20 protein-coding genes are annotated in these 20,588 nt (G+C 63.8%); 5 read left to right on the top strand and 15 right to left on the bottom strand.

All coding sequences use genetic code 11. The features are described from left to right. Window positions 1-113: 113 nt before the first annotated feature. Window positions 114-1,850, bottom strand: coding sequence for a 2-isopropylmalate synthase (leuA, locus tag NKH50_RS27740; RefSeq protein ID WP_352882337.1), 1,737 nt, complete (start codon window positions 1,848-1,850; stop codon window positions 114-116). A 618-nt stretch (window positions 1,851-2,468) separates the two neighbouring features. Between leuA and NKH50_RS27735 the strand changes: the two genes are divergently transcribed. Then, window positions 2,469-2,783 carry a nuclear transport factor 2 family protein gene (locus NKH50_RS27735; RefSeq protein ID WP_254819134.1) on the top strand — a complete coding sequence of 105 codons (315 nt, stop codon included), beginning with the start codon at window positions 2,469-2,471 and terminating at the stop codon, window positions 2,781-2,783. Between the two features lie 17 nt (window positions 2,784-2,800). Here the strand turns inward: NKH50_RS27735 and NKH50_RS27730 are convergent, their stop codons facing one another. The 4 genes from NKH50_RS27730 to NKH50_RS27715 form a co-directional block, all read right to left on the bottom strand. Next, on the bottom strand, window positions 2,801-3,889 hold the full coding sequence (locus tag NKH50_RS27730) for an AbrB family transcriptional regulator (protein WP_352823963.1): 1,089 nt from the start codon (window positions 3,887-3,889) through the stop codon (window positions 2,801-2,803). Window positions 3,890-4,166: 277 nt separating this feature from the next. After that, entirely contained in the window at window positions 4,167-4,472 is a 306-nt protein-coding gene (locus NKH50_RS27725) for a putative quinol monooxygenase (protein WP_352508987.1), read from the bottom strand. Between the two features lie 49 nt (window positions 4,473-4,521). Continuing rightward, window positions 4,522-5,319, bottom strand: coding sequence for an SDR family NAD(P)-dependent oxidoreductase (locus NKH50_RS27720; protein ID WP_352882334.1), 798 nt, complete (start codon window positions 5,317-5,319; stop codon window positions 4,522-4,524). A gap of 163 nt (window positions 5,320-5,482) precedes the next feature. Continuing rightward, window positions 5,483-5,935, bottom strand: coding sequence for a DsrE family protein (locus tag NKH50_RS27715; RefSeq protein WP_352690895.1), 453 nt, complete (start codon window positions 5,933-5,935; stop codon window positions 5,483-5,485). 102 nt (window positions 5,936-6,037) lie between these two features. On the opposite strand from NKH50_RS27715, the gene NKH50_RS27710 reads away from it, so the two are divergent. Further along, on the top strand, window positions 6,038-6,676 hold the full coding sequence (locus NKH50_RS27710) for a hypothetical protein (RefSeq protein WP_352882331.1): 639 nt from the start codon (window positions 6,038-6,040) through the stop codon (window positions 6,674-6,676). Further along, the gene (locus NKH50_RS27705; protein ID WP_352882329.1) at window positions 6,661-7,137 is read left to right on the top strand and encodes a hypothetical protein; all 477 of its coding nucleotides are present in this window, start codon (window positions 6,661-6,663) and stop codon (window positions 7,135-7,137) included. The genes NKH50_RS27710 and NKH50_RS27705 overlap by 16 nt, the downstream gene beginning before the upstream one ends. A gap of 224 nt (window positions 7,138-7,361) precedes the next feature. Here the strand turns inward: NKH50_RS27705 and NKH50_RS27700 are convergent, their stop codons facing one another. The 5 genes from NKH50_RS27700 to NKH50_RS27680 all read right to left on the bottom strand — a co-directional run bounded on the left by NKH50_RS27700 (window position 7,362) and on the right by NKH50_RS27680 (window position 13,774). Beyond that, a complete protein-coding gene (locus tag NKH50_RS27700; RefSeq protein WP_502901849.1) occupies window positions 7,362-8,291 on the bottom strand; it encodes a cation diffusion facilitator family transporter in 930 nt (309 codons plus the stop codon). A gap of 33 nt (window positions 8,292-8,324) precedes the next feature. Continuing rightward, window positions 8,325-10,514, bottom strand: a complete 2,190-nt coding sequence (locus NKH50_RS27695) for an anthranilate synthase (protein ID WP_254819140.1) — start codon at window positions 10,512-10,514, stop codon at window positions 8,325-8,327. A 226-nt stretch (window positions 10,515-10,740) separates the two neighbouring features. Further along, window positions 10,741-11,808: a M14 family metallopeptidase gene (locus NKH50_RS27690; protein ID WP_352882327.1), complete on the bottom strand. Its 1,068-nt coding sequence runs from the start codon at window positions 11,806-11,808 to the stop codon at window positions 10,741-10,743. A gap of 131 nt (window positions 11,809-11,939) precedes the next feature. Next, window positions 11,940-13,316: an FAD-containing oxidoreductase gene (locus NKH50_RS27685; protein WP_352882325.1), complete on the bottom strand. Its 1,377-nt coding sequence runs from the start codon at window positions 13,314-13,316 to the stop codon at window positions 11,940-11,942. Continuing rightward, window positions 13,313-13,774, bottom strand: coding sequence for a DUF4126 domain-containing protein (locus NKH50_RS27680; protein ID WP_352882323.1), 462 nt, complete (start codon window positions 13,772-13,774; stop codon window positions 13,313-13,315). Before NKH50_RS27680 ends, NKH50_RS27685 begins: the two co-directional genes overlap by 4 nt. Window positions 13,775-13,922: 148 nt before the next feature. Here NKH50_RS27680 and NKH50_RS27675 point away from each other — a divergent pair, with 148 nt between their 5' ends. Next, window positions 13,923-14,438: a sugar O-acetyltransferase gene (locus tag NKH50_RS27675; RefSeq protein WP_352882321.1), complete on the top strand. Its 516-nt coding sequence runs from the start codon at window positions 13,923-13,925 to the stop codon at window positions 14,436-14,438. Between the two features lie 18 nt (window positions 14,439-14,456). Here NKH50_RS27675 and NKH50_RS27670 read toward each other — a convergent pair whose 3' ends face one another. The 3 genes from NKH50_RS27670 to NKH50_RS27660 all read right to left on the bottom strand — a co-directional run bounded on the left by NKH50_RS27670 (window position 14,457) and on the right by NKH50_RS27660 (window position 16,619). Beyond that, entirely contained in the window at window positions 14,457-14,966 is a 510-nt protein-coding gene (locus NKH50_RS27670) for an RES family NAD+ phosphorylase (RefSeq protein WP_352882319.1), read from the bottom strand. Beyond that, window positions 14,963-15,442 carry a type II RES/Xre toxin-antitoxin system antitoxin gene (parS, locus tag NKH50_RS27665; protein ID WP_302896769.1) on the bottom strand — a complete coding sequence of 160 codons (480 nt, stop codon included), beginning with the start codon at window positions 15,440-15,442 and terminating at the stop codon, window positions 14,963-14,965. The genes NKH50_RS27670 and parS overlap by 4 nt, the downstream gene beginning before the upstream one ends. A 187-nt stretch (window positions 15,443-15,629) precedes the next feature. Beyond that, the gene (locus NKH50_RS27660; protein WP_352882316.1) at window positions 15,630-16,619 is read right to left on the bottom strand and encodes a helix-turn-helix domain-containing protein; all 990 of its coding nucleotides are present in this window, start codon (window positions 16,617-16,619) and stop codon (window positions 15,630-15,632) included. Between the two features lie 127 nt (window positions 16,620-16,746). Here NKH50_RS27660 and NKH50_RS27655 point away from each other — a divergent pair, with 127 nt between their 5' ends. Continuing rightward, window positions 16,747-17,394: a cysteine hydrolase family protein gene (locus tag NKH50_RS27655; RefSeq protein WP_352882313.1), complete on the top strand. Its 648-nt coding sequence runs from the start codon at window positions 16,747-16,749 to the stop codon at window positions 17,392-17,394. A 73-nt stretch (window positions 17,395-17,467) separates the two neighbouring features. Here the strand turns inward: NKH50_RS27655 and NKH50_RS27650 are convergent, their stop codons facing one another. Beyond that, on the bottom strand, window positions 17,468-19,147 hold the full coding sequence (locus NKH50_RS27650; protein ID WP_352882311.1) for a formate--tetrahydrofolate ligase: 1,680 nt from the start codon (window positions 19,145-19,147) through the stop codon (window positions 17,468-17,470). 306 nt (window positions 19,148-19,453) lie between these two features. Then, window positions 19,454-20,578: a DUF2333 family protein gene (locus NKH50_RS27645; RefSeq protein ID WP_023679513.1), complete on the bottom strand. Its 1,125-nt coding sequence runs from the start codon at window positions 20,576-20,578 to the stop codon at window positions 19,454-19,456. Window positions 20,579-20,588 lie beyond the last annotated feature (10 nt).

The raw sequence follows: 20,588 nt of genomic DNA, 5'->3' as shown, positions 1-20,588 counted from the left end.
GAGGTACAATCATATAGCGCTGGCGGCGGCTTACAAGCGTGTGCTTATGGTGCGATAGCGTACCCACCGGATAAAAGTCCGGTGGGCCGATGGCGCGAGTCTGGCAGTCTCGGCTAGCCGAGCTTTCGGCCGACGATGCGGTTGGCGGCCGAAACCACGGCTTCGAGCGAGGCGGCGACGATGTTGGTGTTGATGCCGGCGCCGAACAGCTTGCCGCCCGGATGTTCCATCTCGACATAGGAAATGGCCGAGGCATTCGAGCCGCGCTGCATGGAATGCTCGGAATAATCCAGCACCGACATCGGCACCCCGACATGGCGCGACAGCGCATCGACGAAGCCGTCGATCGGGCCGGTGCCGGTGCCGGATATGGTCACCTCCTTGCCTTTGTCGAGGATCACCGCTTCGACCACGCGCCGGCCCTTGACCTCGGTGTCGGGGTAGGTGTGGTGGTCGAGGAACTTCAGCCGCGCGCCGGGCTGGTCGACATAGGTATCGAGAAAGCGCTCGTAGATGCGCCTGGCCGGCACTTCCTTGCCTTCGGCGTCGGTGATCGCCTGGATGGCCCGACTGAACTCGATCTGCAGGTTGCGCGGCAGGTTGAGGCCGTAATCCGCATGCAGCACATAGGCGATACCGCCCTTGCCGGACTGCGAGTTGATGCGGATGATAGCTTCATAGCTGCGGCCGACATCGGCCGGGTCGATCGGCAGGTAGGGTACCTCCCAATGCGGCGTGTTGGCCTTGCGCAGCGCCTTCATCCCCTTGTTGATGGCGTCCTGGTGCGAGCCGGAAAAGGCGGTGTAGACGAGCTCGCCGACATAGGGATGGCGCTCTGGGATCTTCAGCTGGTTGGAGTATTCGTAGACGTCCTTCATGCGGTTGATGTCGGAGCAGTCGAGCTTGGGATCGACGCCTTGCGTGTACATGTTGAGCGCCAGCGTGACGATGTCGACATTGCCGGTGCGCTCGCCATTGCCGAACAGCGTGCCTTCGACGCGGTCGGCGCCCGCCATCAGGCCGAGTTCGGTGGTGGCGATGCCGGTGCCGCGGTCATTGTGCGGGTGCAGCGAGATCAACAGGTTCTCGCGATTGTCGAGATTGCGGCACATCCATTCGATGCGGTCTGCATAGATGTTGGGCGTCGACATCTCGACCGTGGAGGGCAGGTTGATGATCAGCTTGTTTTCCGCCGTCGGCCTGACGATCTCGGTGACCGCGTTGCAGATCTCCAGCGCCACTTCGAGCTCGGTGCCGGTAAAGCTCTCCGGCGAGTATTCGAAACGGTAGCCGCCGCCGGCCTTCGCCGCCATGTCCGTGATCATCTTGGCCGCATCGGTGGCGATCCGCTTGATGCCGGCGACGTCCTTCTCGAAGACGACGCGGCGCTGCAGCTCGCTGGTCGAGTTATAGAAATGGACGATAGGGTTGGTGGCGCCCTTCAGCGCCTCGAAAGTGCGGGTGATCAGTTCCGGCCGGCACTGTACCAGCACCTGCAGCGAGACGTCGGCGGGCACGTTGCCTTGTTCGATGCACCAGCGGGCGAAATCGAAGTCGGTCTGCGAGGCCGACGGGAAGCCGATCTCGATCTCCTTGAAGCCCATGTCGAGCAGCAGGGCGAACATGCGCGCCTTGCGTTCCTGGCCCATCGGATCGATCAGCGCCTGGTTGCCGTCGCGCAGGTCGACCGAGCACCAGATCGGCGCCTTGTCGATCACTTTCGAAGGCCAGGTGCGATCGGCAAGGCCGACGGTCGGATAGGGTTGGTATTTGCGGGCAGCGTCCGGCATGCCCCTCGCGGGCTTGGTGGTTTCCTCTACGTTCAGACGGATATCTTCTCGTGCGTTCATCGTCTTTTCTCCCGGCGGCTCGCGGATCCAGCTTCAGGCGGATTGGTGGCGAGCGGCGCCTTTACCAGAATTTCGTTCGCTTGATGTGACGTGCCAATTTGCAGACTGGCCAAGGAGCGTGCGCGTGAGCGGCGAATTCGACCGCCGGGCGCTCCTTCAGCGAACCCGGCGATCGCCGATAAGGCCGAGAAGCAGCAGGGTGGAGGCAAGCGCGCGAACGGTCTGGCCGGCAATGCCGGTCGGACGGGACGCAAAAGAGGTGGCGCGCGGGCTCATGGCGGTTTTCATACAGGAGCGGGCAAAGCGAGGCAAGTGGGAGCACGCCCGTCGGCTTGGGGCTGTTCGATGCCAGGGAAATCAATCAAACGGATGACCGATGCTGGCGCTGCCCCTCACTCGGGGCGGCGCAGACCTGTCGCGATTGTCCGGGGTAGCCACATTTTGTTCTTGCTTTGTGCCGGCAACTATGCTACTAATTTGCGTATGGTGCTAATTGGCTCCAACGACCCGCCTCCCGAGGCGGGTTTTTTATTTTCGGCGTCATGCTTCGAGGACTACCCTATCGTCCCATCCGGCCGCTCCTTCCAGAGCACCGGAATCCGGTCCAGGAGGAAAGACATGGACACGCCCGATCCCATCCGCCGCTTTGTCGAAGCCACCAATGCCGGCGACACCGAAGCCTTCCTGGACAGTTTCACGCCGGATGCCTTTCTGAGCGACTGGGGCCGGTCGTTCCGGGGCCGCGAGCAGATTGCGCGCTGGAACCAGTCGGACAATATCGGCGTGCAGTCCAGGTTCAGCATCCTCGGCATCGCAGCAGCGGACGGCACCTGCCGCGTTCGCATCGCCGTCGAAGGCAACGGTTTCAACGGCGAGGGCGATATGGTCTTCACGCTGGACGGCGAGCGTATATCGAGCCTGGTGATCAGCTGACGCAGCCCAGCTGGTCTTTACTCCCGCAGGCTTCTCGCCACCAGCCGCGCCACGCTTGGGCCGACCAGAAGCACGATCAGGAAGCGTGCCGATTGCAGCGCCATGACGAAGGATATGTCGACATGCTGCGCGGCGGCGGCGATGATGGCGACGCTGTCCATGCCGCCCGGGCTGGTTGCCAGATAGGCGGTCAGCGGATCGATGCCGAGCAGGCGGCTGATCAGGAAGGCGAGGCCGCCGCAAAAGCCGATCAGGGCAATGATCGAGCCGACGATCTGCGGCAGCGCGCGGGCCGCGTGGCGCAAAATGGCCCTGGTGAAATTCAGGCCGATGCTCCAGCCGATCGTCGTATAGCTCAAGGCAAGCAGCCAGGGCGGCAACTGCATGGTCACGCCGAGCCCAAGATGGATCACGGTGCCGAAAATGAAGGTGCCGAGGAAGAACGGCGACGGCAGCCGGAAAATCTTGCCGGCGAGGCCGCCGACGAGCGCCACGCCGAAAGTCGCGGCTAAGCCTTGCGGGTCGACCGGTGGGAACCAGACGATGGCCGGCACCTCGATGCCCGAGGTGTCGACCCAGAGCTTGGCCACCAGGGCTGCCGTCATCGAGACGCAGATGACGCGCAGATAAAGCATGAAGGCGACGAGGCGCTGGTCGGCGCCGAAGGCACCGGCCATCAGCACCATGGCGGTGGCGGCGCCCGGCGACGAGCCCCAGACCGCGGTGGTGCCGGGCAGGATGCGCCATCGGCTGATCAGCCAGCCGAGCAGGCTGGATGCCGCGACCGTCGCCATCACGACGCCAAGGAACAGCGGCCATTCCTTGTAGAAGACGGGAAAGATATCGGCCGAGATGGAACTGGCGACCAGGCAGCCGACGACCGCCTGGGCTGAGCCGAACAGAACCCGCGGCACGCGCACCGTGGCGCCGTTGGTGCCGGCGACGATGGCCGCCAGCATCGGTCCGATCAAGAGCGCGGCGGGCAGGGCGGCGAGTTCCAGCGCGCCGGCAAACAGCACCGAGACCACCACCAGGACCGGCCACTGCCAGGCCTTGTGGATCCGCGCCAGGTGCTCGATGGCCGGCGGGTTCGGGGAAGAATCCATAGATGGGCTCTTAGACCGGCCGCGAAAAAATGCGAACCCTTTTTGCGGGGTTGGCCTTGGGTGACGACTGCACTAGGGCTTCTGTGGTGATCCTTCGCGCCCCCCTCTGTCCTGCCGGACATCTCCCCCACGAGGGGGGAGATCGGCTGTTCCAGGGCCCCGCTCATTCCTGTGGCGTTTGGCGATTGGCGAAAGCCGAGATGACGGACAATCTCCCCACTTGAGGGGGAGATGGCCGGCAGGCCAGAGGGGGGCGCTGTCCCGCCGGCCTCTCCCACTATTCCGCCTTCACTGGCAAGCCGAACCCGCCAACAGGATGCGTCTCCACCTGGAACTCGAACCCGGCGATGATCGGCCGTGCCTTGGCGATTGCCGCCTGGACTTCGGGCAGCTGCAGCGAAGCCTTGTGGCTTTCGGCGTCGGTCCACACTTCGGTCACCCAGATCGCGTCGGCATCGGCCGGGTCGGTGGCGATGATGTAGTTCAGGCAGCCGGGCATGGCGCCGGTGCTGGCGAGCAGGATATCCATCATTGCGTCACGCTGGCCGCGCATCGCCCGCATCTTGCCGATCAGTCCGTACATTCGCTTTGCTCCGTTGAGATGACGCAACCAGGAGTATGCAGTTCGCCGTCTACGGCATCAACTGCCCGCCATTGACCTCGATCACCTGGCCGGTGATGTAGCCGCTCAACAGATCGGAGGAGAGGAACAGATAGGCGCCGACGCAGTCCTCGGCCGTGCCGGCGCGGCCCTGCGGGATGGTGGCGATCATGCCTTTCATCTGGTCGTCGGTCGAGTAGCGTTCGTGGAAAGGGGTGGCGATAGTGCCGGGCGCCACTGCGTTGACGCGGATGTTGAAGCCGATCAGCTCCTTGGCCATGCCGCGCGTGACGTTGGAGACGAAGGCTTTGGCCGAGCCGTAAAGGCCGGCGCCGCCACCGGCGCCGTTGCGCGCGGCGATCGAGGAGGTGTTGACGATGAAGCCGCCCTGCCGCTTCAGCCATGGGATCGCCTTGCGCGAAGCTGTCAGCACGGAACGCGCGTTGAGATCCATCACTGCGTCGTAATGCGCTTCGGTCTGCTCGGCATAGGGCACGCGGCCGAGCATGCCGCCGGCATTGTTGACGAGGCCGTCGAGCCGGCCGAAATGTTGCGCACTGTCCTCGACGACGCGCTCGACATCGGCGGGGATCGAGAAATCGCCCTGGGCGAGGAACACGTCGCCGCCGCCGTTGCGAATGGTCGCGGCCAGGTTTTCGGCAGCCGCGCGGCTCGAATTGTAGTGCAGCGCGACGCGGCATTTCTGCGCGGCGTAGGCAAGTGCAAGCGCCGCGCCGATGCCGGTCGAGGCGCCGGTGACCAGCACCGCCTTTCCGGCAAGGTCGGGGATGACCAGAGAGGGGCTGACAAGGGTGGTGGTGGCTGGCACGTCTATTCCTCCGGGGGACTCTGCCTGCTCTTCGTAGGCCCTCGCAGTCCTCGCATTCAAGTCCGTAAAAGTTTAGAGCGGTTCACTGTTTCACGACCGCTCCCTCTTTGTCTTGACGCAATTCCGGACGGAAAACCGTTTTCACACTTTTCCTGGAATTGCCCTATGGCCTGAGATAGGCGTAGCCCTGGCGTTGCAATTCGGCGAGCTTGACGACGCCACCCCTGTCGGCTGCATGGAAGCCGTCGAGCAGGTCGGCCAGGCCGATATCCATACCGTGCATGGTGTTGGCGCAAGCGTGCGGGCTGAGTCCGTCCTGGACAAGCCCGGCGAACCGCCCGGAAATGGCGGCGGATATGCCCTTCGACTTGAAGGCGGCAAGTGCTGGGCCGTGCACGACGAGCGCGATGTCGACCTTGCCGTCGGTGCCTTCGAAGTGGTTCTTGATGTTGGCGAGCACGAAATTGACCTTGTCGAGGTCGCTGAGGTGATAGGCGACCTTTTGCCTTTCCTCTTCGACGGCCTTGACTTCAATGGCTGCCGCCTTGGTCGGGCGCAGCCCGAAAAGCCCGGCAACTCCGGCAAGACCGACACGGAAAATATCGCGGCGTCGCATGGCTTCATCTCCCATTCGGCCGGCCGGCGCAAATTGCGTGGCCTCGGCCGCGATCCTAGCATAAATTGACGCCACGTCTTGTCGGGGCAATGGAGGGGTAGCATGACGTCGAGGACCATAATGGGGACCATTGTGGGCGCCGGAGTTGGGGTTGCCTTGCTTGCCGCCGTCGCCGGCGCTGCTTTCGCCGATGACATGCTCAAACTCACCGAGCTCAGCCCGGACGGCAAGGACGCCTGTTTCGGCCGCGTCTACGACGCCGCGCATCTCAAGTCGCATCCGCACCAGAAGGTGGCGCGCATCTTCTTCTATTACGGCCGCGATCCGGTCAGCCGGCCGAACGAGGAGCCAAGCGCCGGCATCGATTCCTCCTACAATGGCTTCATGGCGACGACGGTGCGCGGCGCCGAGGCGCCGGAATGGCTCGGTGGCTGGTGCAGCCATGAGTCGGAGGACGGCAAGACCGGCCCTATCCGCTGCGGCATGGATTGCGATCGCACCATGGCTTCGCTGAAGGTCGACGACAAAGGCCGGCTGATCGTCTCGGACGTGCAGCCCGACCTCTATCTCGACGCCGGCTCGGAAGACGAGCTCGGCAAGGCGGAGTACGAAAGGCAGGCGCTGGGCAAGGACGATAACGGCTTCAGGCTCGACCCGATGCCGGCCGCGACCTGCAAGGCGGAGTTCGCGCGCATCGACCCGATCGACCCGCCCTTGGCCCGCCATTGCGCGAGCGACTGAAGCCGGACCAGGCCTTCTGCTACGGACGCGACTACGACGCCGCGCATCTCGGCTCGCATCCCGATCAGCTGACCCAGTCGATCAGGGTTTTCCGCGGACCGGTCGAGCTGGCGTCTTTCGCCAAGGAGGGCGATCCGGCCAATTGGCCAAGCGGCGCCGACATCGCCGTTTCGGTTACCACGCGGCAGAAATCGGCCAAGGTCACGCAGGCCTACAACTGCCAGGGCGAGGGCGACCAATGGCGCTGCGCGGCGAGCGCGAAGACGGGTGCTGCCTCCTGCGATATCGCGCAAAAGGAGGTCTTCCTTCGCCGCGGCGCCAACGGCACGATGATGCTGGCCAACCCGAACAGCGGCCTGCCGATCGTCGACCTGTGCTCGAAGGCGGCGGCAGGCGACACAATGTCCGACGACAAGGTCTACCGGCTGCAGCCGATGCCGCAGGCTGCCTGCGGGCTTTGAGCAGTTGAGAACCGCGATGCCGGCGGGACAGCGCCCCCCTCTGTCCTGCCGGACATCTCCCCCTCAAGGGGGGAGATCGGCAGCTTCGCCGACAGCGCTTGTCGTTGGAGATTGGCGAAGCCCGAAGCGACATCCAATCTCCCCACTAGAGGGGGAGATGTCCGGCAGGACAGAGGGGGGCGCGAAGGATCACGACTGAGCGATGTTTTCTCTGCGACGCCACCTCACGCGAACGGCACGGCCGTCGTGCCCTTGGGCAGTTTCGCCTCGTCGTCGGGTTCGACATGGATGATGACGCGGACGGAAGGGATTTCGGCCTTCAGCGCGTCTTCGATGCGGTCGCAAATGACGTGGCTGGCACCGACCGACATGTCGGCGTCGACAACCAGATGGAACTCGATGAAGGTGGCGCGGCCGGCGATGCGCGTCTTCAGGTCGTGGACCTCGAGCGCGCCCTTGCAATTGGCCGAGATGATGTCGCGGATACGGATATGTTCCTGGGTATCGACGGCGCGGTCCATCAGTCCGTTCATCGACGAGCCGATGACGTGCCAGCCCTGCCACAGAATGTTGAGCGCGACGATCACGGCAAGAGCCGGATCGAGAACCTGCCAGCCGGTCAGCACGGCGCCGACCAGGCCGATGAACACACCGACCGAGGTCGCCACGTCGGTCATGATGTGCCTGCCGTCGGCGACGAGCGCCGGTGATTTTTCACGTCGTCCGGTGCGGATAAGCGTCAAGGCCCAGACGGCGTTGATGACCGTTGCGACGCCGTTGACGGCAAGGCCGGTCCATGGCTGTTCGAGCGGGGCCGGATGCTGCCACGACCACCAGACCTCGTTGAGGATGAGCAGCGCGGCAAGCACGATCAGCACGCCTTCCAGGACGGCCGAGAAATACTCGGCCTTGTGGTGGCCGAACGGATGGTCCTGGTCGGCCGGCTTGTAGCTGACCTGGATCGCCCAATAGGCGGCCGCCGAGGCAATGACGTTGACGATCGATTCCAGCGCGTCCGAATAAAGCGCAACCGAACCGGTGACGTACCAGGCCACCAGCTTCAGGCCGAGCACGACGAAGGCGACGACGATCGACCAGAAGGCGAGGCTGGCGACCTTCTGCCTGGCGGCGGCTTTGTTATCCACCGCGGTCACTGGGGAAGAAATCCCAACACTGAGCCCTCGAAATTAAGCGGCCTTTTCCTTGGCCTTGCGCGGCAGGTGCGCGACGATGTTCTCGATGATGCGCATGCCGGCATTGTGGCCGAGCGTCATGATCGACTCCGGGTGGAACTGCACCGCAGCGATAGGCTCCTTGCGGTGCTCGAAGGCCATGATGATGCCGTCTTCGGTCTCGGCGGTGACGACAAAACCATCGGGCAGCCGCACCGGATCGGCGAAGATCGAATGGTAGCGGCCGACGGTCACCTCCTTGGGCAGGCCGGAGAAGATGATGCCCGGCTTCGACACGCGGATGCGCGACGGCTTGCCGTGCATCGGGATGTGCAATTGGCGCAGCTCGCCGCCATAGGCCTCGGCCAGCGCCTGCAGCCCGAGGCAGACGCCGAAGATCGGCAGGTCGCGTGCACGGGCCCGCTTGATGGTAGCGGCGCAGTCGAAGTCCTTCGGTGTGCCGGGACCGGGCGACAGCACGACCAGGTTTGGCTTCAGCCGGTCGAAGATCTCGTCCGGCACCGGTGTGCGCACCGTCGAGACATTGGCGCCGGTCTGGCGGAAATAGTTGGCGAGCGTATGGACGAAACTGTCCTCGTGGTCGACCAGGAGGATGTTGACGCCGTCCCCGACACGCGCGGTGCTGCGTTCGGTGCTGGCGGCATTGCCTGATTTGGCGTCGCGGATGGCGGAGAGCATGGCGGATGCCTTCAGTTCGGTTTCGGCTTCTTCTTCCTCGGGAATGCTGTCGAAGAGCAGCGTGGCGCCAGCGCGCACTTCGGCGATGCCATCCTTGATGCGGATGGTGCGAAGCGTCAGGCCGGTGTTCATGTCGCCGTTGAAATTGACCATGCCGATCGCTCCGCCATACCAGGCGCGCGGGCTCTTCTCGTTCTGCTCGATGAAGCGCATTGCCCATAATTTCGGCGCGCCGGTGACGGTGACGGCCCAGGCATGCGACAGAAAGGCGTCGAAGGCGTCCATGCCTTCGCGCAGCCGCCCCTCGATGTGGTCGACGGTGTGGATCAGGCGCGAATACATTTCGATCTGGCGGCGGCCGATGACGCGCACCGAGCCCGGCTCGCAGACCCTCGACTTGTCGTTGCGGTCGACGTCCGAGCACATGGTGAGTTCGGATTCGTCCTTCTTCGAATTGAGCAGCTTCAGGATCTGCTCGCTGTCGGAGATGGCGTCGTCGCCGCGCTTGATGGTACCGGAGATCGGGCAGGTCTCGACGCGGCGGCCGTTGACGCGCACGAACATTTCCGGCGAGGCGCCGATCAGATATTCGCCCTCGCCGAGATTGATGAAGAAGGAATAGGGCGAAGGGTTGATGCTCTTCAGCTTGCGGGAAATCTCGGAGGGCTGGGTTTCGCAGCGTTCGTAGAACATCTGCCCCGGCACCACTTCGAACAGGTCGCCGCGCTCGAAGCTCTTCATCGCCTTGCGCACCAGCTTGGCATATTCGCCGGGCTCGTGGTCGCCGCGCGGCGGGATGCGGTCGGCGGTCCTGAACGGCTCGACGATTTCGTCGCGCGGCAGGCCTTCGGTCGAGAAGCCATCGCCGGAATAGTCGTAGCGGTCGGTCCAGGCCTTGGTCGAATAGTGGTCGACGACGAGGATCTCGTCGGGCAGGAACAGCACGAGATCGCGTTGGCTTGGCTTGCGCTCGAGCTTGTAGTCGACCGGATCGAACTGGAAGGCGAGGTCGTAGCCGAAGGCGCCATAGAGGCCGAGATTGGCATCTTCCTCGGTCTTGAACAAGGCGGTGATGGCGCGCAGCACGGTGAAGACGGAGGGAACACGGCTGCGTTCCTCCTCGGTGAAGACACGGCCGGGCTTGGCGACTTCGAGGCGGACGAGTTTGTTCGACGTCTCGGCGATCGTGACATCGTCAAGGCCGGCAAGCACCGTGCCGATTACCGGCAAAAGCACCTCGCCGCGGCGGTTCAGCGCCTCGATGCGCATGGCGCGGCCGCGTGCCGAGATCACCACCGGCGGATCGATGATGGCGGTGTCCCAGCGCGTATAGCGGCCGGGATATTCGTAATTCGAGGAAAACACAGCGCCGCGGCGCGAATTCAGCCCGTCGACATAGCCATCGATCGCTCCCTCATACGGCCGGTCGTGGCGCTGGCGGGTAATCGCCACGCCGCCGGCGGTGACGAAGCGCTCGGCTCCATTCTCCAGAATTTTCGTCGTCATTGCCGTCTCCATCAGCGTCTTTGGGGCAACGGACCCGGGAATGGCTTGAAAAAACAAATGGCCGCCCGGACATTCCGCTGCGGCCACCCTCTATTGTCACGCGAACGCGTTCGAACAGGCCGCTGTCAGCGAGCCCACCACCAAATGGTCTTGATCGAACGCATATTCATGGCGATTCCCATAGCGGCGATTGGACGGCCGCGCAACTGGATTCAAATGAAAGCCCTCAGTCCTCCAGCGTCCCCGACCTTGCCTCGGCGCTCTTCTTATCCCCCACCAGCTTCAAGAGGTCTTCTCCGGCGCGGATGATGCGGCGGGAACGCCGCGTGAGGATGAGGCCCGCCTGCGGCGCCAACACTTCCGTGCGGCCGTCGGGCTCGCCGGGCGCGTGGACGATGGTGGCAAGGCGCACACCCTTGGTGACGCGGTCGCCCGGCTTCACGTCGTAGAGGATCGCGCCCGAGCGGGGCGCCGGCATCATCTCGATGTTTTCGAGCGGCGCGACAATACCGGTAAAAAAACTGGGCCTAACGAAGCTGCCAAGCGCGGGCAGCGCCTGATCCTGGATGACGCCGCGCGCCACCAGCAGCCGGTAAAGCCCTTCGGCATCGGCGCCGGCCAGGGCGCCGTCGACATCGAGTATGCCGCGATATTCGACCGTGGTGGCGACACGCCGGTCCAGGCGCGCCACGTCGGCTGGAACGTTCTGATACGGCATGATCGAGGCGCCTTCGAAGGTGCCGTCGGGATCTTCGTGCCACAGCATCACCGCATCGACGCCCATGGCCGCTGCACAATCCGCCATGGCCGGCCACAGGCTGGTGTGGACGTAAAGATAGGCGAGGCCCTCATCGTCGCAATGCAGGTCGAGCACAATGTCGTGGCCGATGGAGAGCTGCAGCAGCCGCGTTTTCAGCCGCTGGTCGACCGTGCCGTGCATCGGCAGCAGGGCGACGTCGGGCGCGGCGAGCCGCGGAAAGCCGCGATTGAAATTGGTGCGCGTGCCCAGATGGAAGCGGCCCTGATGGTCGCCGTAAAGATATTGCGCGCGGCCGATCGGATTGGCCCAGGGCACGATGGTCATATTGCCGGTGATGCGGCCTTCGGCTTCCGCCTTGCTGAGCATCGGCATCAGCGTGTCGATGGCGACGACGCCCGGCAATTCGCCTGCATGAAGCGCCGCCTGCAGATAGGCGGAAGGCGCCGTCTTGTCCGACCCGGCGAAGCGGAAGACGGGGAATTCGTAGGAAACGCCTTCGCTGTCGCCGGCGATGCGTTCGATGGACTTCTGCATGCTGTCCTCCGTCAAGAGTTCGGAAGACATGCCCGTCGCCGGCGCGCTTGTCGATTGGTCCAGCCAGCGGCGCTATGGGCGCAATGAGCCTACTCGGCGGGATGCGCGAGGGTTCGCGCGATACGCCCGGTTCACACCAGCGGCTTGAGTTCCTGGGCGATGGTCGGCAGAAGCTCCGAGACGTTCGGGTGGATGTGCACGGCGCGCGCCAGCGTGCTGACCGGCGCCTTGGCATACATCAGGTCGAGCACGCAGTGCACCGCCTCGTCGCCGCCCGGGCCGAGCACCGAACAGCCGAGGATCTCCCTGGTGTCGGCATCGACCAGGATCTTCATGAAGCCTTGCGTCTCACCTTTTTCGACTGCACGGCTGACGCGGGTCATTGGCCGCTGGCCGACCAAGGCGCGGCGGCCGGATTTCCTTACCGCTGTCTCGGTCATGCCGCAGCGGCCGAGTGGTGGGTCGATGTAGAGCGCATAGGCCTCGATGCGGTCGCTGACCTTGCGCGGATCGTTGTCAAGCAGGTTGGCGGCGACGATCTCGTAATCGTTGTACGAGGTGTGGGTGAAGGCGCCCTTGCCGTTGCAGTCGCCCATCGCCCAGATGCCGGGCACGCTGGTGCGCAACTGGTCGTCGACGACGATGAAGCCGCGTTTGTCGACCTCGACGCCGGCTTTGTCGAGGCCGAGATCGTCGGTGTTTGGCGTGCGGCCGAGCGCCAGCAGCACATGCGAGCCGACCGCAGCCGCCTTGCCTGGCGCGAAGGTCACGGCGATTTCGTTGCCTCGCCTGGCGAAGCGGATGTCGTCGGCGCCGAGATGGACGGCAATGGCTTCGTTTTCGAGGATCGACAAAATGGCGTCCGAGACGTCCTCGTCCTCGCGGCCGATCAGACGCGGGCTTTTTTCGATGACCGTGACTTCGGAACCGAAGCGGCGGAACATCTGCGCGAATTCGAGCGAGACATAGCTGCCGCCGACGACGATGAGATGGCGCGGCAGCTCGTCGAGATCCATCATCGACGAGTTGGTCAGGTAAGAAATGCCGTCGATGCCGGGCAGGTCGGGCACCGAGGCGCGCCCGCCGGTGTTGAGGAATATCTTTTCGGCGCTCAGCAGATCGTCGCCGACGCGCACCGTGTTGGCGTTTACGAAGCGCGCATGGCCGCGATAGAGCGTGCATTTGTCCATGCCGGCAATCCAGTCTTCGAGATTGCCGCGGGCGTCGCTGGAGACCTTGTCCTTGCGCGCCTTGATCGCCTTGTAGTTTACGCCGACGGGACCGGATAGCGTCACCCCGTAATCCGCGGCGGAGCGGGCGAGATGCGCGGCATAGGCGCTTGCCACCATCGTTTTGGTCGGCGTGCAGCCGGTGTTGACGCAAGTGCCGCCGACCAGCTTTCGCTCGATCAGCGCCACGCTCATGCCGGCCGCATTCAGCCGGCCGGCGAGCGGTGGGCCGGCCTGCCCGGCACCGACGATGATGGCATCGAATGTCTTTGCCGTCATGCCGCCGCCGCCACGATCAGAAGCCCGCCGGCGATCGCCACCGCGTCCTCGATGAAGGCGGCGGGCGGGTCCTTACCGAAGGCGGTGGCCAGGCGCTTGCGCGCCTCGGCGCCGCCCAGCGTGCCGATCACCGCACCAACGGCGCCGGCGATCAGGCCGCCGATGGTGGCGCCGCCGGTGGCGCCGATCACCGCGCCGGTGAACGCGCCCAGGACGATGCGCGTGCCGAATTGCTGCGGCACCTTGCGGCTCGGCGTCGATGGCAGCTGGTCGGTGACCAGTTCGGCGATGGCCAGGATGGTGAAGACGCCGACGGCGATCCAGTGGCCCATGAAGCTCGCCCAGGTGCCGGCGACCGGCAACCAGCCAAGCCAGGCGCCCCAGGCGACCGCGGCGGGCGCAGTCATGGCGCGAAGCCCGGCAACGACGCCAATCAGGAGTGCAAGAATGTACAGCATGATCGATCCCCTCGATGGCCGGCTTGGGACAGGTCCGAGAGGGCAGGCTACCATAGGTCGGGTATTTGACCAGAGGTGGTGTCGCCGCCGGCGCTTCCGAATTTGCACCACTTGTGCTTTGGCGGAGATTGAAACTGGAGTTGCGGCCATGACGGCGAGCGAACGCACGAAAATGGCGGCGGGCGAGTGGTATCGCTGCCTCGATCCGGAACTGGAGGCGCTGCGCATTACGTCGCGCGACGCGGTGTTCGAGCACAACAGCCTGCCACCGCGGCAGCGTGGCGATATCGGGCCTGGATTGCGGACGCTGCTCGGCGCTGCGGGCGAGGGCGCGCGGATCGAAGCGCAGTTCCACTGTGCTTATGGCTTCAACATCTTTCTCGGCGACCGCGTCTTCCTCAATGCCGGCTGCATCATTCTCGACACGGCGCCAGTGCGCATCGGCAAGGGAACGCTGCTCGGCCCCAATGTGCAGATCTATTGCGCCGAGCACCACAAGGAGGCTGCGGGGCGGCAGGCAGGGCTGGAGATCGCCAGGCCGGTTGAGATCGGCGACAATGCCTGGATCGGCGGCAGTGCCATCATCCTCGGCGGGGTCAGGATCGGGGACGGCGCCATCGTCGGCGCCGGTGCCGTGGTGACGCGCGACGTGACGGCGTTTTGATGGACATGGGCGGCCGTGTCACTTGGCCGGAGGTGGATGCAACCGTGTGTCGAGCGCAAACGCCTCCTGGGTCTTCATGGCGTATGCCCCTCTGGCGAGGCTCGCGTCGAAGATCAGGTTCCAGCTATGCTGCGATACGGCGCTCGGAATCACAACGAAACGGTGCCGTTGCAGAAGATCGTCGCCAAATGCCTGTTGTCCGGGGCTCGGAATGCCCGGGCGCAACCAGTTGGGGTTGGGCACGGCGACGGGGTCGACGATATGCACATCCGCGACATCGCTGACGATCGCTGCCGTCATGACATGCGCTATCGTGTCGAGCGCCCTGAAGCCCTTATGGACCGCAACTTCGAGGATCGCAGTCGACGGATCGATCGAGCAGTAGACGGCGCGCACGCCCTTGCTGTTCCAGCGTCCGCCCACCCTGTATGCGCCCTCGCCACTATCCCATGCAGGCGCAAACGCGGCTTGATCGAGGCGCCATCCGATGAGGGCGGAGCCACCAAGCGCCGCCGGCAGCGGCGTCATGCATAAACGCCATATTCAAGCCGTTCCAGATAGTCTTCTACAAGCTCGATCCCCGCCGGTGTCGCCAGAAGGTCGATTGGACGACGCTGGTCGAGCCCAATCGCCGGGCGCTCCAGCCATTGCTCTGCCTCCACCTGCGAACCGAACACGTCGGTCGCTTTCGACAGGATCTCCGCGAACTTCCAGGTTCGTCCGCTCTGGTCCTGACTGAGAGGCTTGGAAGGAGCATCCTTGCGGCGCTGGTAGGTGCGCAGGCTCATGCCGACGGCCTTCTCCAGCGAATCAGTCTTCTGGATGAAGACGAGTTGCCCGATAAGATGGTCCAGCGCTGAAGCCGGCAGGCCGTGCAGAAGCAACTCGTGGGCATCCAGAGCGCTGCTGAGGCGCCTTGCCAGAATGCGGCTGCCGCCTAGCAATTTCGCCACCTTCTGAAGTTCATTGTTTTTTGCTGCTGGCGCAGCCTTTTCCAATGCCATCGCCACGGCAAGCCCTCTTCGCGTCATCTGTCGCTTTAATATATGACAGATGACGCAGAGCCTTTCAAGCACGACAGGATCGAGAGCAGGGCAATCGCTTCGAGAGAAAAGATAGCCTGCTCGGGCCAGATGGCAGTCCAACGTTGGCACTGAAGCGATTGCCCTGGAATCGAGCGCGAGCCGAATTTCACCTCGGCATGTGCGCCACGCGCTCCTCCTGAGCACTCTTCGAGAATTCGCGCCGGTACTGCGCCGGCGAGGTTCTGAGCCGCGCCGCGAAATGCTGGCGCAGCGAGGTGGCGCTGCCGAAACCGGCCTCGAAGGCAACCGTGTCCATCGATTTTTCCGTTGCCTCCAGCAGCCGCTGCGCCAGCTGGACGCGCTGGTCGGTCAGCCAGTCACCGAAACTGGTGCCGATCGTTTTCTGGAAACGGCGCGTGAACGTCCGGCGGGTGAGGCCGGCGTGACCGGCAACGCTGTCCAGACTGTGCGGCTCACCCAGGGTTTTGCGCACCGCTTCGAGAGCCTGGGTGAAGCGGTCCGCAATGCCGGTCCTGGCGATGGGACGTTCGATGAATTGAGCCTGCCCGCCCTGCCTATGCGGAGAAAGCACGATCTGCCGAGCCAGGCGAAGTGCCGCCTCCGCGCCGTAACGAGCCCGCACGACGTGCAGGCAGCAGTCGAGCCCGGCGGCGACGCCGGCGGATGTCACGACATCGCCATTGTCGATGTAGAGCACTTCCGGTTCGACGAGAATGTCGGGATAGAGTTCCTGCAGCTGATCCGCGTAGGCCCAGTGCGTCGCCGCTCGCCGCCCCGAAAGCAGTCCGGTCGCCGCAACAGCGAACGTTCCCAAGCACAGTCCGACGATCAGCGCGCCGCGCTCGTGCGCGCCAAGCAACGCGTCGATCAACACCGCTGGAGGCGAGCTCCCGAGATCCTTCCAGCTTGGCACGATGACGATGTCGGCGTCATCGAGCGCGGAAAGCCCGTGCGGGACGCTGATGGTCAGCCCGGCATCGGTGCGGATCGGCCCGTTCTCAATCGCGCAGACCCGGAAGTCGAAGCGCGGCAGGCCGAGCGTCGTGCGATCCGCGCCGAACACGAGGCACGGCACGGAGAGATGAAACGGGCTGATGCCATCGAAGGCGATGGCGGCAACGGCAGGATCGGCCATGGGAGCTCCAGCAACGGGTGAGGCGATTGTCCCAATTCTTTCGAATAATGTCAATTGGGACACTTTTTGCGTTCCCGTGGCGAGCTTATCGTCCATCCATCACTGTCCAACGGGAAAGGAAAACCCCATGTCGCAACCAGCCACAGGTAAAGCTCCACGCCGCGCCCTCATCGTCATAGATGTTCAAAACGACTATGACGGCGGCAACCTCGCCATCCAGCATCCGCCCTTCCGCGAGAGCGTCGTCAATGTAGCGCGAGCGATGGATGCGGCCACCGAGGCAGGCGTCAAGGTGGTGGTCATCAAACAGTTGGCGCCGGAAACTTCACCGGTCTTCGCCAAGGGCAGCCATGGCGCCGAGTTGCACCCGGAAATCGCCAGGCGAAACCGTGACCACTATGTCGAAAAACACCTGCCAAGCGCCTTCACCGGCACCGACCTCGAGGAGTGGCTGCGCGCCAACTCTATCGATACGATCACTGTCATCGGCTACATGACGCATAATTGCGACCTGTCGACGGTCATCCACGCCGTGCATATGGGCTTCGAGGTAGAGTTCCTATCGGACGCAACGGGGTCATTGCCCTACGCCAACAGCGCCGGCTACGCGTCGGGGGAGGAAATCCATCGCGTCATGACGATCGTCCTGCAATCGCGCTTCGCGGCCGTTCTCAAAACCGCCGAATGGATCGAGTGCCTGAAGACCGGCGTGGTACCCCAGCACGACACACCCTATGCCTCCAACCAGCGCGCGCTGGCGCGGAGCGCGGCGTAGGAGACCATTGCGGACAGGCAGAAGGGCGCCCGCAGCGTTGCGGCGCCCGTTGCCGTACGAGCACTGATTATCCCTAAAACAGGCCTTCGATCTGGCCGATTTCGTTCAGGAAGATCTTTTCCGAGGATGGCGCTTTGGGCAGACCGGGCATGGTCATGACCTCGCCGCAGATGATGACGACGAAGCCGGCGCCGGCAGACAGCCTGACCTCGCGCACCGGTACGGTGTGGCCGGTCGGCGCGCCGCGCAGATTCGGATCGGTCGAGAAGGAATATTGCGTCTTGGCCATGCAGACCGGCAGGTGGCCGTAGCCGGCGTGCTCCCAGGCATGGAGCTGATCGCGCACCGACTTGTCGGCGATCGCTTCGGAACCGCGATAGATGCGCTGGACGATGGTGTTGATCTTCTCGAACAGCGGCATGGCGTCGGGATAGAGCGGGGCAAATTGCGACGCGCCGGATTCGGCCAATGCCACGACCTTTTTCGCCAGTTCCTCGATGCCGGCCGATCCCTGGGCCCAGTGCTTGCACAGGATCGCCTCTTCGCCCATCGAGGCGACGTAGTCCTTCATCGCCTGGATCTCGGCCTCTGTGTCGGAGTAGAAATGGTTGATGGCGACCACAGCCGGCACACCGAACTGGCGGATGTTCTCGATGTGGCGGCCGAGATTCGCACATCCCTTCCTGACCGCCTCGACGTTCTCCTTGCCGAGGTCCTCCTTCTTGACGCCGCCATTCATCTTCATGGCGCGAACCGTGGCGACGATGACCGCCGCTGCCGGCCTCAGGCCGGCCTTGCGGCATTTGATGTCGAAGAACTTTTCGGCACCGAGATCGGCGCCGAAACCGGCTTCGGTGACGACGTAATCGGCTAGCTTCAGCGCCGTCGTGGTGGCAACCACGGAGTTGCAGCCATGCGCGATGTTGGCGAAGGGGCCGCCATGGACGAAAGCCGGGTTGTTCTCCAGCGTCTGCACGAGATTGGGCTGCATGGCGTCCTTCAGGAGTACGGCCATTGCACCGTCGGCCTTGAGGTCGCGGGCATAGACGGCCGACTTGTCGCGACGATAGGCGACGATGATGTCGCCGAGGCGCTTTTCCAGGTCCTTCAGGTCGGTCGACAGGCACAGGATGGCCATAACTTCCGAGGCGACTGTGATGTCGAAACCGGCCTCGCGGGGGAAACCGTTGGCGACGCCGCCGAGCGAACAGATGATCTCGCGCAGCGACCGGTCGTTCATGTCCATGACGCGGCGCCAGACGACACGGCGGGTGTCGATGCCGAGCTCGTTGCCCCAATAGATGTGGTTGTCGATCAGCGCCGACAGCAAGTTATGGGCAGTGGTGATGGCATGGAAATCGCCGGTGAAGTGGAGGTTCATGTCCTCCATCGGCACGACCTGCGCGTAGCCGCCGCCGGCGGCACCGCCCTTGACGCCGAAATTCGGTCCGAGCGAAGCCTCGCGGATGCACACGATGGCCTTCTTGCCGAGGCGGTTGAGGCCATCGCCCAAGCCCACCGTCGTCGTCGTCTTGCCTTCGCCGGCCGGTGTCGGGTTGATGGCGGTGACGAGGATCAGCTTGCCGTCCTTGTTGCCCTTCACCGATTTGATGAACTCGGCCGAGATCTTCGCCTTGTCGTGGCCGTAGGGCAGAAGATGTTCGCTCGGAATGCCGATCTTCTGGCCGATCTCCTGGATCTGCTTCTTCCTGGCGCCGCGCGCGATCTCGATGTCGGACTTCACTTCGGCCATGACGGCTTCCCTCTGGATTGGACGGATTTGACTAGTGTGGTCGCAAGAACAGCCCGGCATTGCAGGCGCGAGCATGTTCTACCCCTGTCGCTGCCGCGGCGTCAACTTTCATGCAACTATGTTTCCTGCGAAGAAAATACCTCTGCCGCCGGCCGCTCTGCTACAGGTTCTTTTTGCGCCGGTTGCAGCGCCGTATAGAAGCCAGAGCAGGGGCGGTTCCGCCGTCTCAAAACAGCCGCCTAATACGCGAAAAGCGACAGAAGCAACGGCGCAAATTCACCAGCGCCGGCTGTGCGGGACGATCCGCTACTGCGTCAGCACGTTGCTGATCTCGACCATGTTCGAGCGCACCCTGAGTATGTAAAAACCCATCGTCGTCAGATGTGTCGGCAACAGCCAGCCGTCCTCGCGGCCATTGGCGATGATGAAGGGCTGGATGCGCAGCGCCGAGACGAATTGCGCGTCCATCGTATCCCACAGGTTCTGCAGGTGCTTTTCCTTGATGACGTCCTCGAAGTCGGCCTGTGCGCCCTTCATCAGCCCGTAATAGGCATAGAGCTGGCCATAGGCGAACCAGAAGCGGTCGTCGGCGCGCGTGTCGAACCAGCCATTATTGTGGTTTTCGGCACGCTCCTTGAGGATCGCCGAGGTCGAACCGATATCGGACGAGATGCGGTCGATATACTGCTTGAGATTGTCGGCGCGGGCATCGAACGTCGCCTGGCAGGCTGCGAGGCGGGCGTTGAAGGAGCGCAGCTTGCGCACCGCGTCGCGATAGTAGCTCGGCGTTGGCGTCTTGGGGCCGAACGGGTTCAGGCCGAAATACCAGGTTTCCTCATCGAACTGCAGATTGCCGCGGGCGTCCTGCAGGTCGGCGTCGATCTGCGAGGTGGTGCGGACGCGGCCGAGATTATCGGCAAGCTCGGTCGCCGTACGCCGCACCGCCTGGTTGATGCCGCGCTGGAACGAAGCCTTGTTGTCCATGAACGGCGTGTGGTCCCAGTCGATGCCGAACAGGCCGAGCTTGTAGAGGATCATCGACGACACCCAGGCATTCTGGTTGACGTTGAAGTCGGTCAGGTCGGCAGCAACCTGGGCAATGGCTGAATTTCCGCAGGTCTTGGCCGTGTCGGTGCCGGCGCCGGCGGAAACCTGTTCACCGGCGGAGCTGTTGCGTTTTTCGAAAGTGTATTTGTCGACGTAATTCGGGTCGAAATTGTTCCACCACTGCGTGGCATAGAAGAAATTGACATAGAGGCCGATCAGCACGAGCACAGCCAGGCCGAGCACCGCCTTCAGGATCCAGCCGCGTTGCGTGTACCAGCGCCCCGCCCACAGGAACGGCCACAGAATCGCGCCGATGAGCAGGCCGATGCCGCGGCCAATCCACTGGAAAATCCGGGTGAAGAAATTCACGATCGGATCAAGCATGGCGATGTCA

Source organism: Mesorhizobium sp. M1027 (genome assembly GCF_040318745.1).
Classification (GTDB): Bacteria; Pseudomonadota; Alphaproteobacteria; order Rhizobiales; family Rhizobiaceae; genus Mesorhizobium.
Note: the sequence above shows the minus strand (reverse complement) of the source record. Positions and strands in the feature narration are given on the sequence as shown.

What these genes read in the sequence shown, in the direction of transcription:
- leuA (WP_352882337.1), bottom strand. Translation starts at nt 1,850, where the DNA reads ATGAACGCACGAGAAGATATCCGTCTGAACGTAGAGGAAACCACCAAG.
- NKH50_RS27735 (WP_254819134.1), top strand. Translation starts at nt 2,469, where the DNA reads ATGGACACGCCCGATCCCATCCGCCGCTTTGTCGAAGCCACCAATGCC.
- NKH50_RS27730 (WP_352823963.1), bottom strand. Translation starts at nt 3,889, where the DNA reads ATGGATTCTTCCCCGAACCCGCCGGCCATCGAGCACCTGGCGCGGATC.
- NKH50_RS27725 (WP_352508987.1), bottom strand. Translation starts at nt 4,472, where the DNA reads ATGTACGGACTGATCGGCAAGATGCGGGCGATGCGCGGCCAGCGTGAC.
- NKH50_RS27715 (WP_352690895.1), bottom strand. Translation starts at nt 5,935, where the DNA reads ATGCGACGCCGCGATATTTTCCGTGTCGGTCTTGCCGGAGTTGCCGGG.
- NKH50_RS27710 (WP_352882331.1), top strand. Translation starts at nt 6,038, where the DNA reads ATGACGTCGAGGACCATAATGGGGACCATTGTGGGCGCCGGAGTTGGG.
- NKH50_RS27695 (WP_254819140.1), bottom strand. Translation starts at nt 10,514, where the DNA reads ATGACGACGAAAATTCTGGAGAATGGAGCCGAGCGCTTCGTCACCGCC.
- NKH50_RS27690 (WP_352882327.1), bottom strand. Translation starts at nt 11,808, where the DNA reads ATGCAGAAGTCCATCGAACGCATCGCCGGCGACAGCGAAGGCGTTTCC.
- NKH50_RS27685 (WP_352882325.1), bottom strand. Translation starts at nt 13,316, where the DNA reads ATGACGGCAAAGACATTCGATGCCATCATCGTCGGTGCCGGGCAGGCC.
- NKH50_RS27680 (WP_352882323.1), bottom strand. Translation starts at nt 13,774, where the DNA reads ATGCTGTACATTCTTGCACTCCTGATTGGCGTCGTTGCCGGGCTTCGC.
- NKH50_RS27675 (WP_352882321.1), top strand. Translation starts at nt 13,923, where the DNA reads ATGACGGCGAGCGAACGCACGAAAATGGCGGCGGGCGAGTGGTATCGC.
- NKH50_RS27670 (WP_352882319.1), bottom strand. Translation starts at nt 14,966, where the DNA reads ATGACGCCGCTGCCGGCGGCGCTTGGTGGCTCCGCCCTCATCGGATGG.
- parS (WP_302896769.1), bottom strand. Translation starts at nt 15,442, where the DNA reads ATGGCATTGGAAAAGGCTGCGCCAGCAGCAAAAAACAATGAACTTCAG.
- NKH50_RS27660 (WP_352882316.1), bottom strand. Translation starts at nt 16,619, where the DNA reads ATGGCCGATCCTGCCGTTGCCGCCATCGCCTTCGATGGCATCAGCCCG.
- NKH50_RS27655 (WP_352882313.1), top strand. Translation starts at nt 16,747, where the DNA reads ATGTCGCAACCAGCCACAGGTAAAGCTCCACGCCGCGCCCTCATCGTC.
- NKH50_RS27650 (WP_352882311.1), bottom strand. Translation starts at nt 19,147, where the DNA reads ATGGCCGAAGTGAAGTCCGACATCGAGATCGCGCGCGGCGCCAGGAAG.
- NKH50_RS27645 (WP_023679513.1), bottom strand. Translation starts at nt 20,578, where the DNA reads ATGCTTGATCCGATCGTGAATTTCTTCACCCGGATTTTCCAGTGGATT.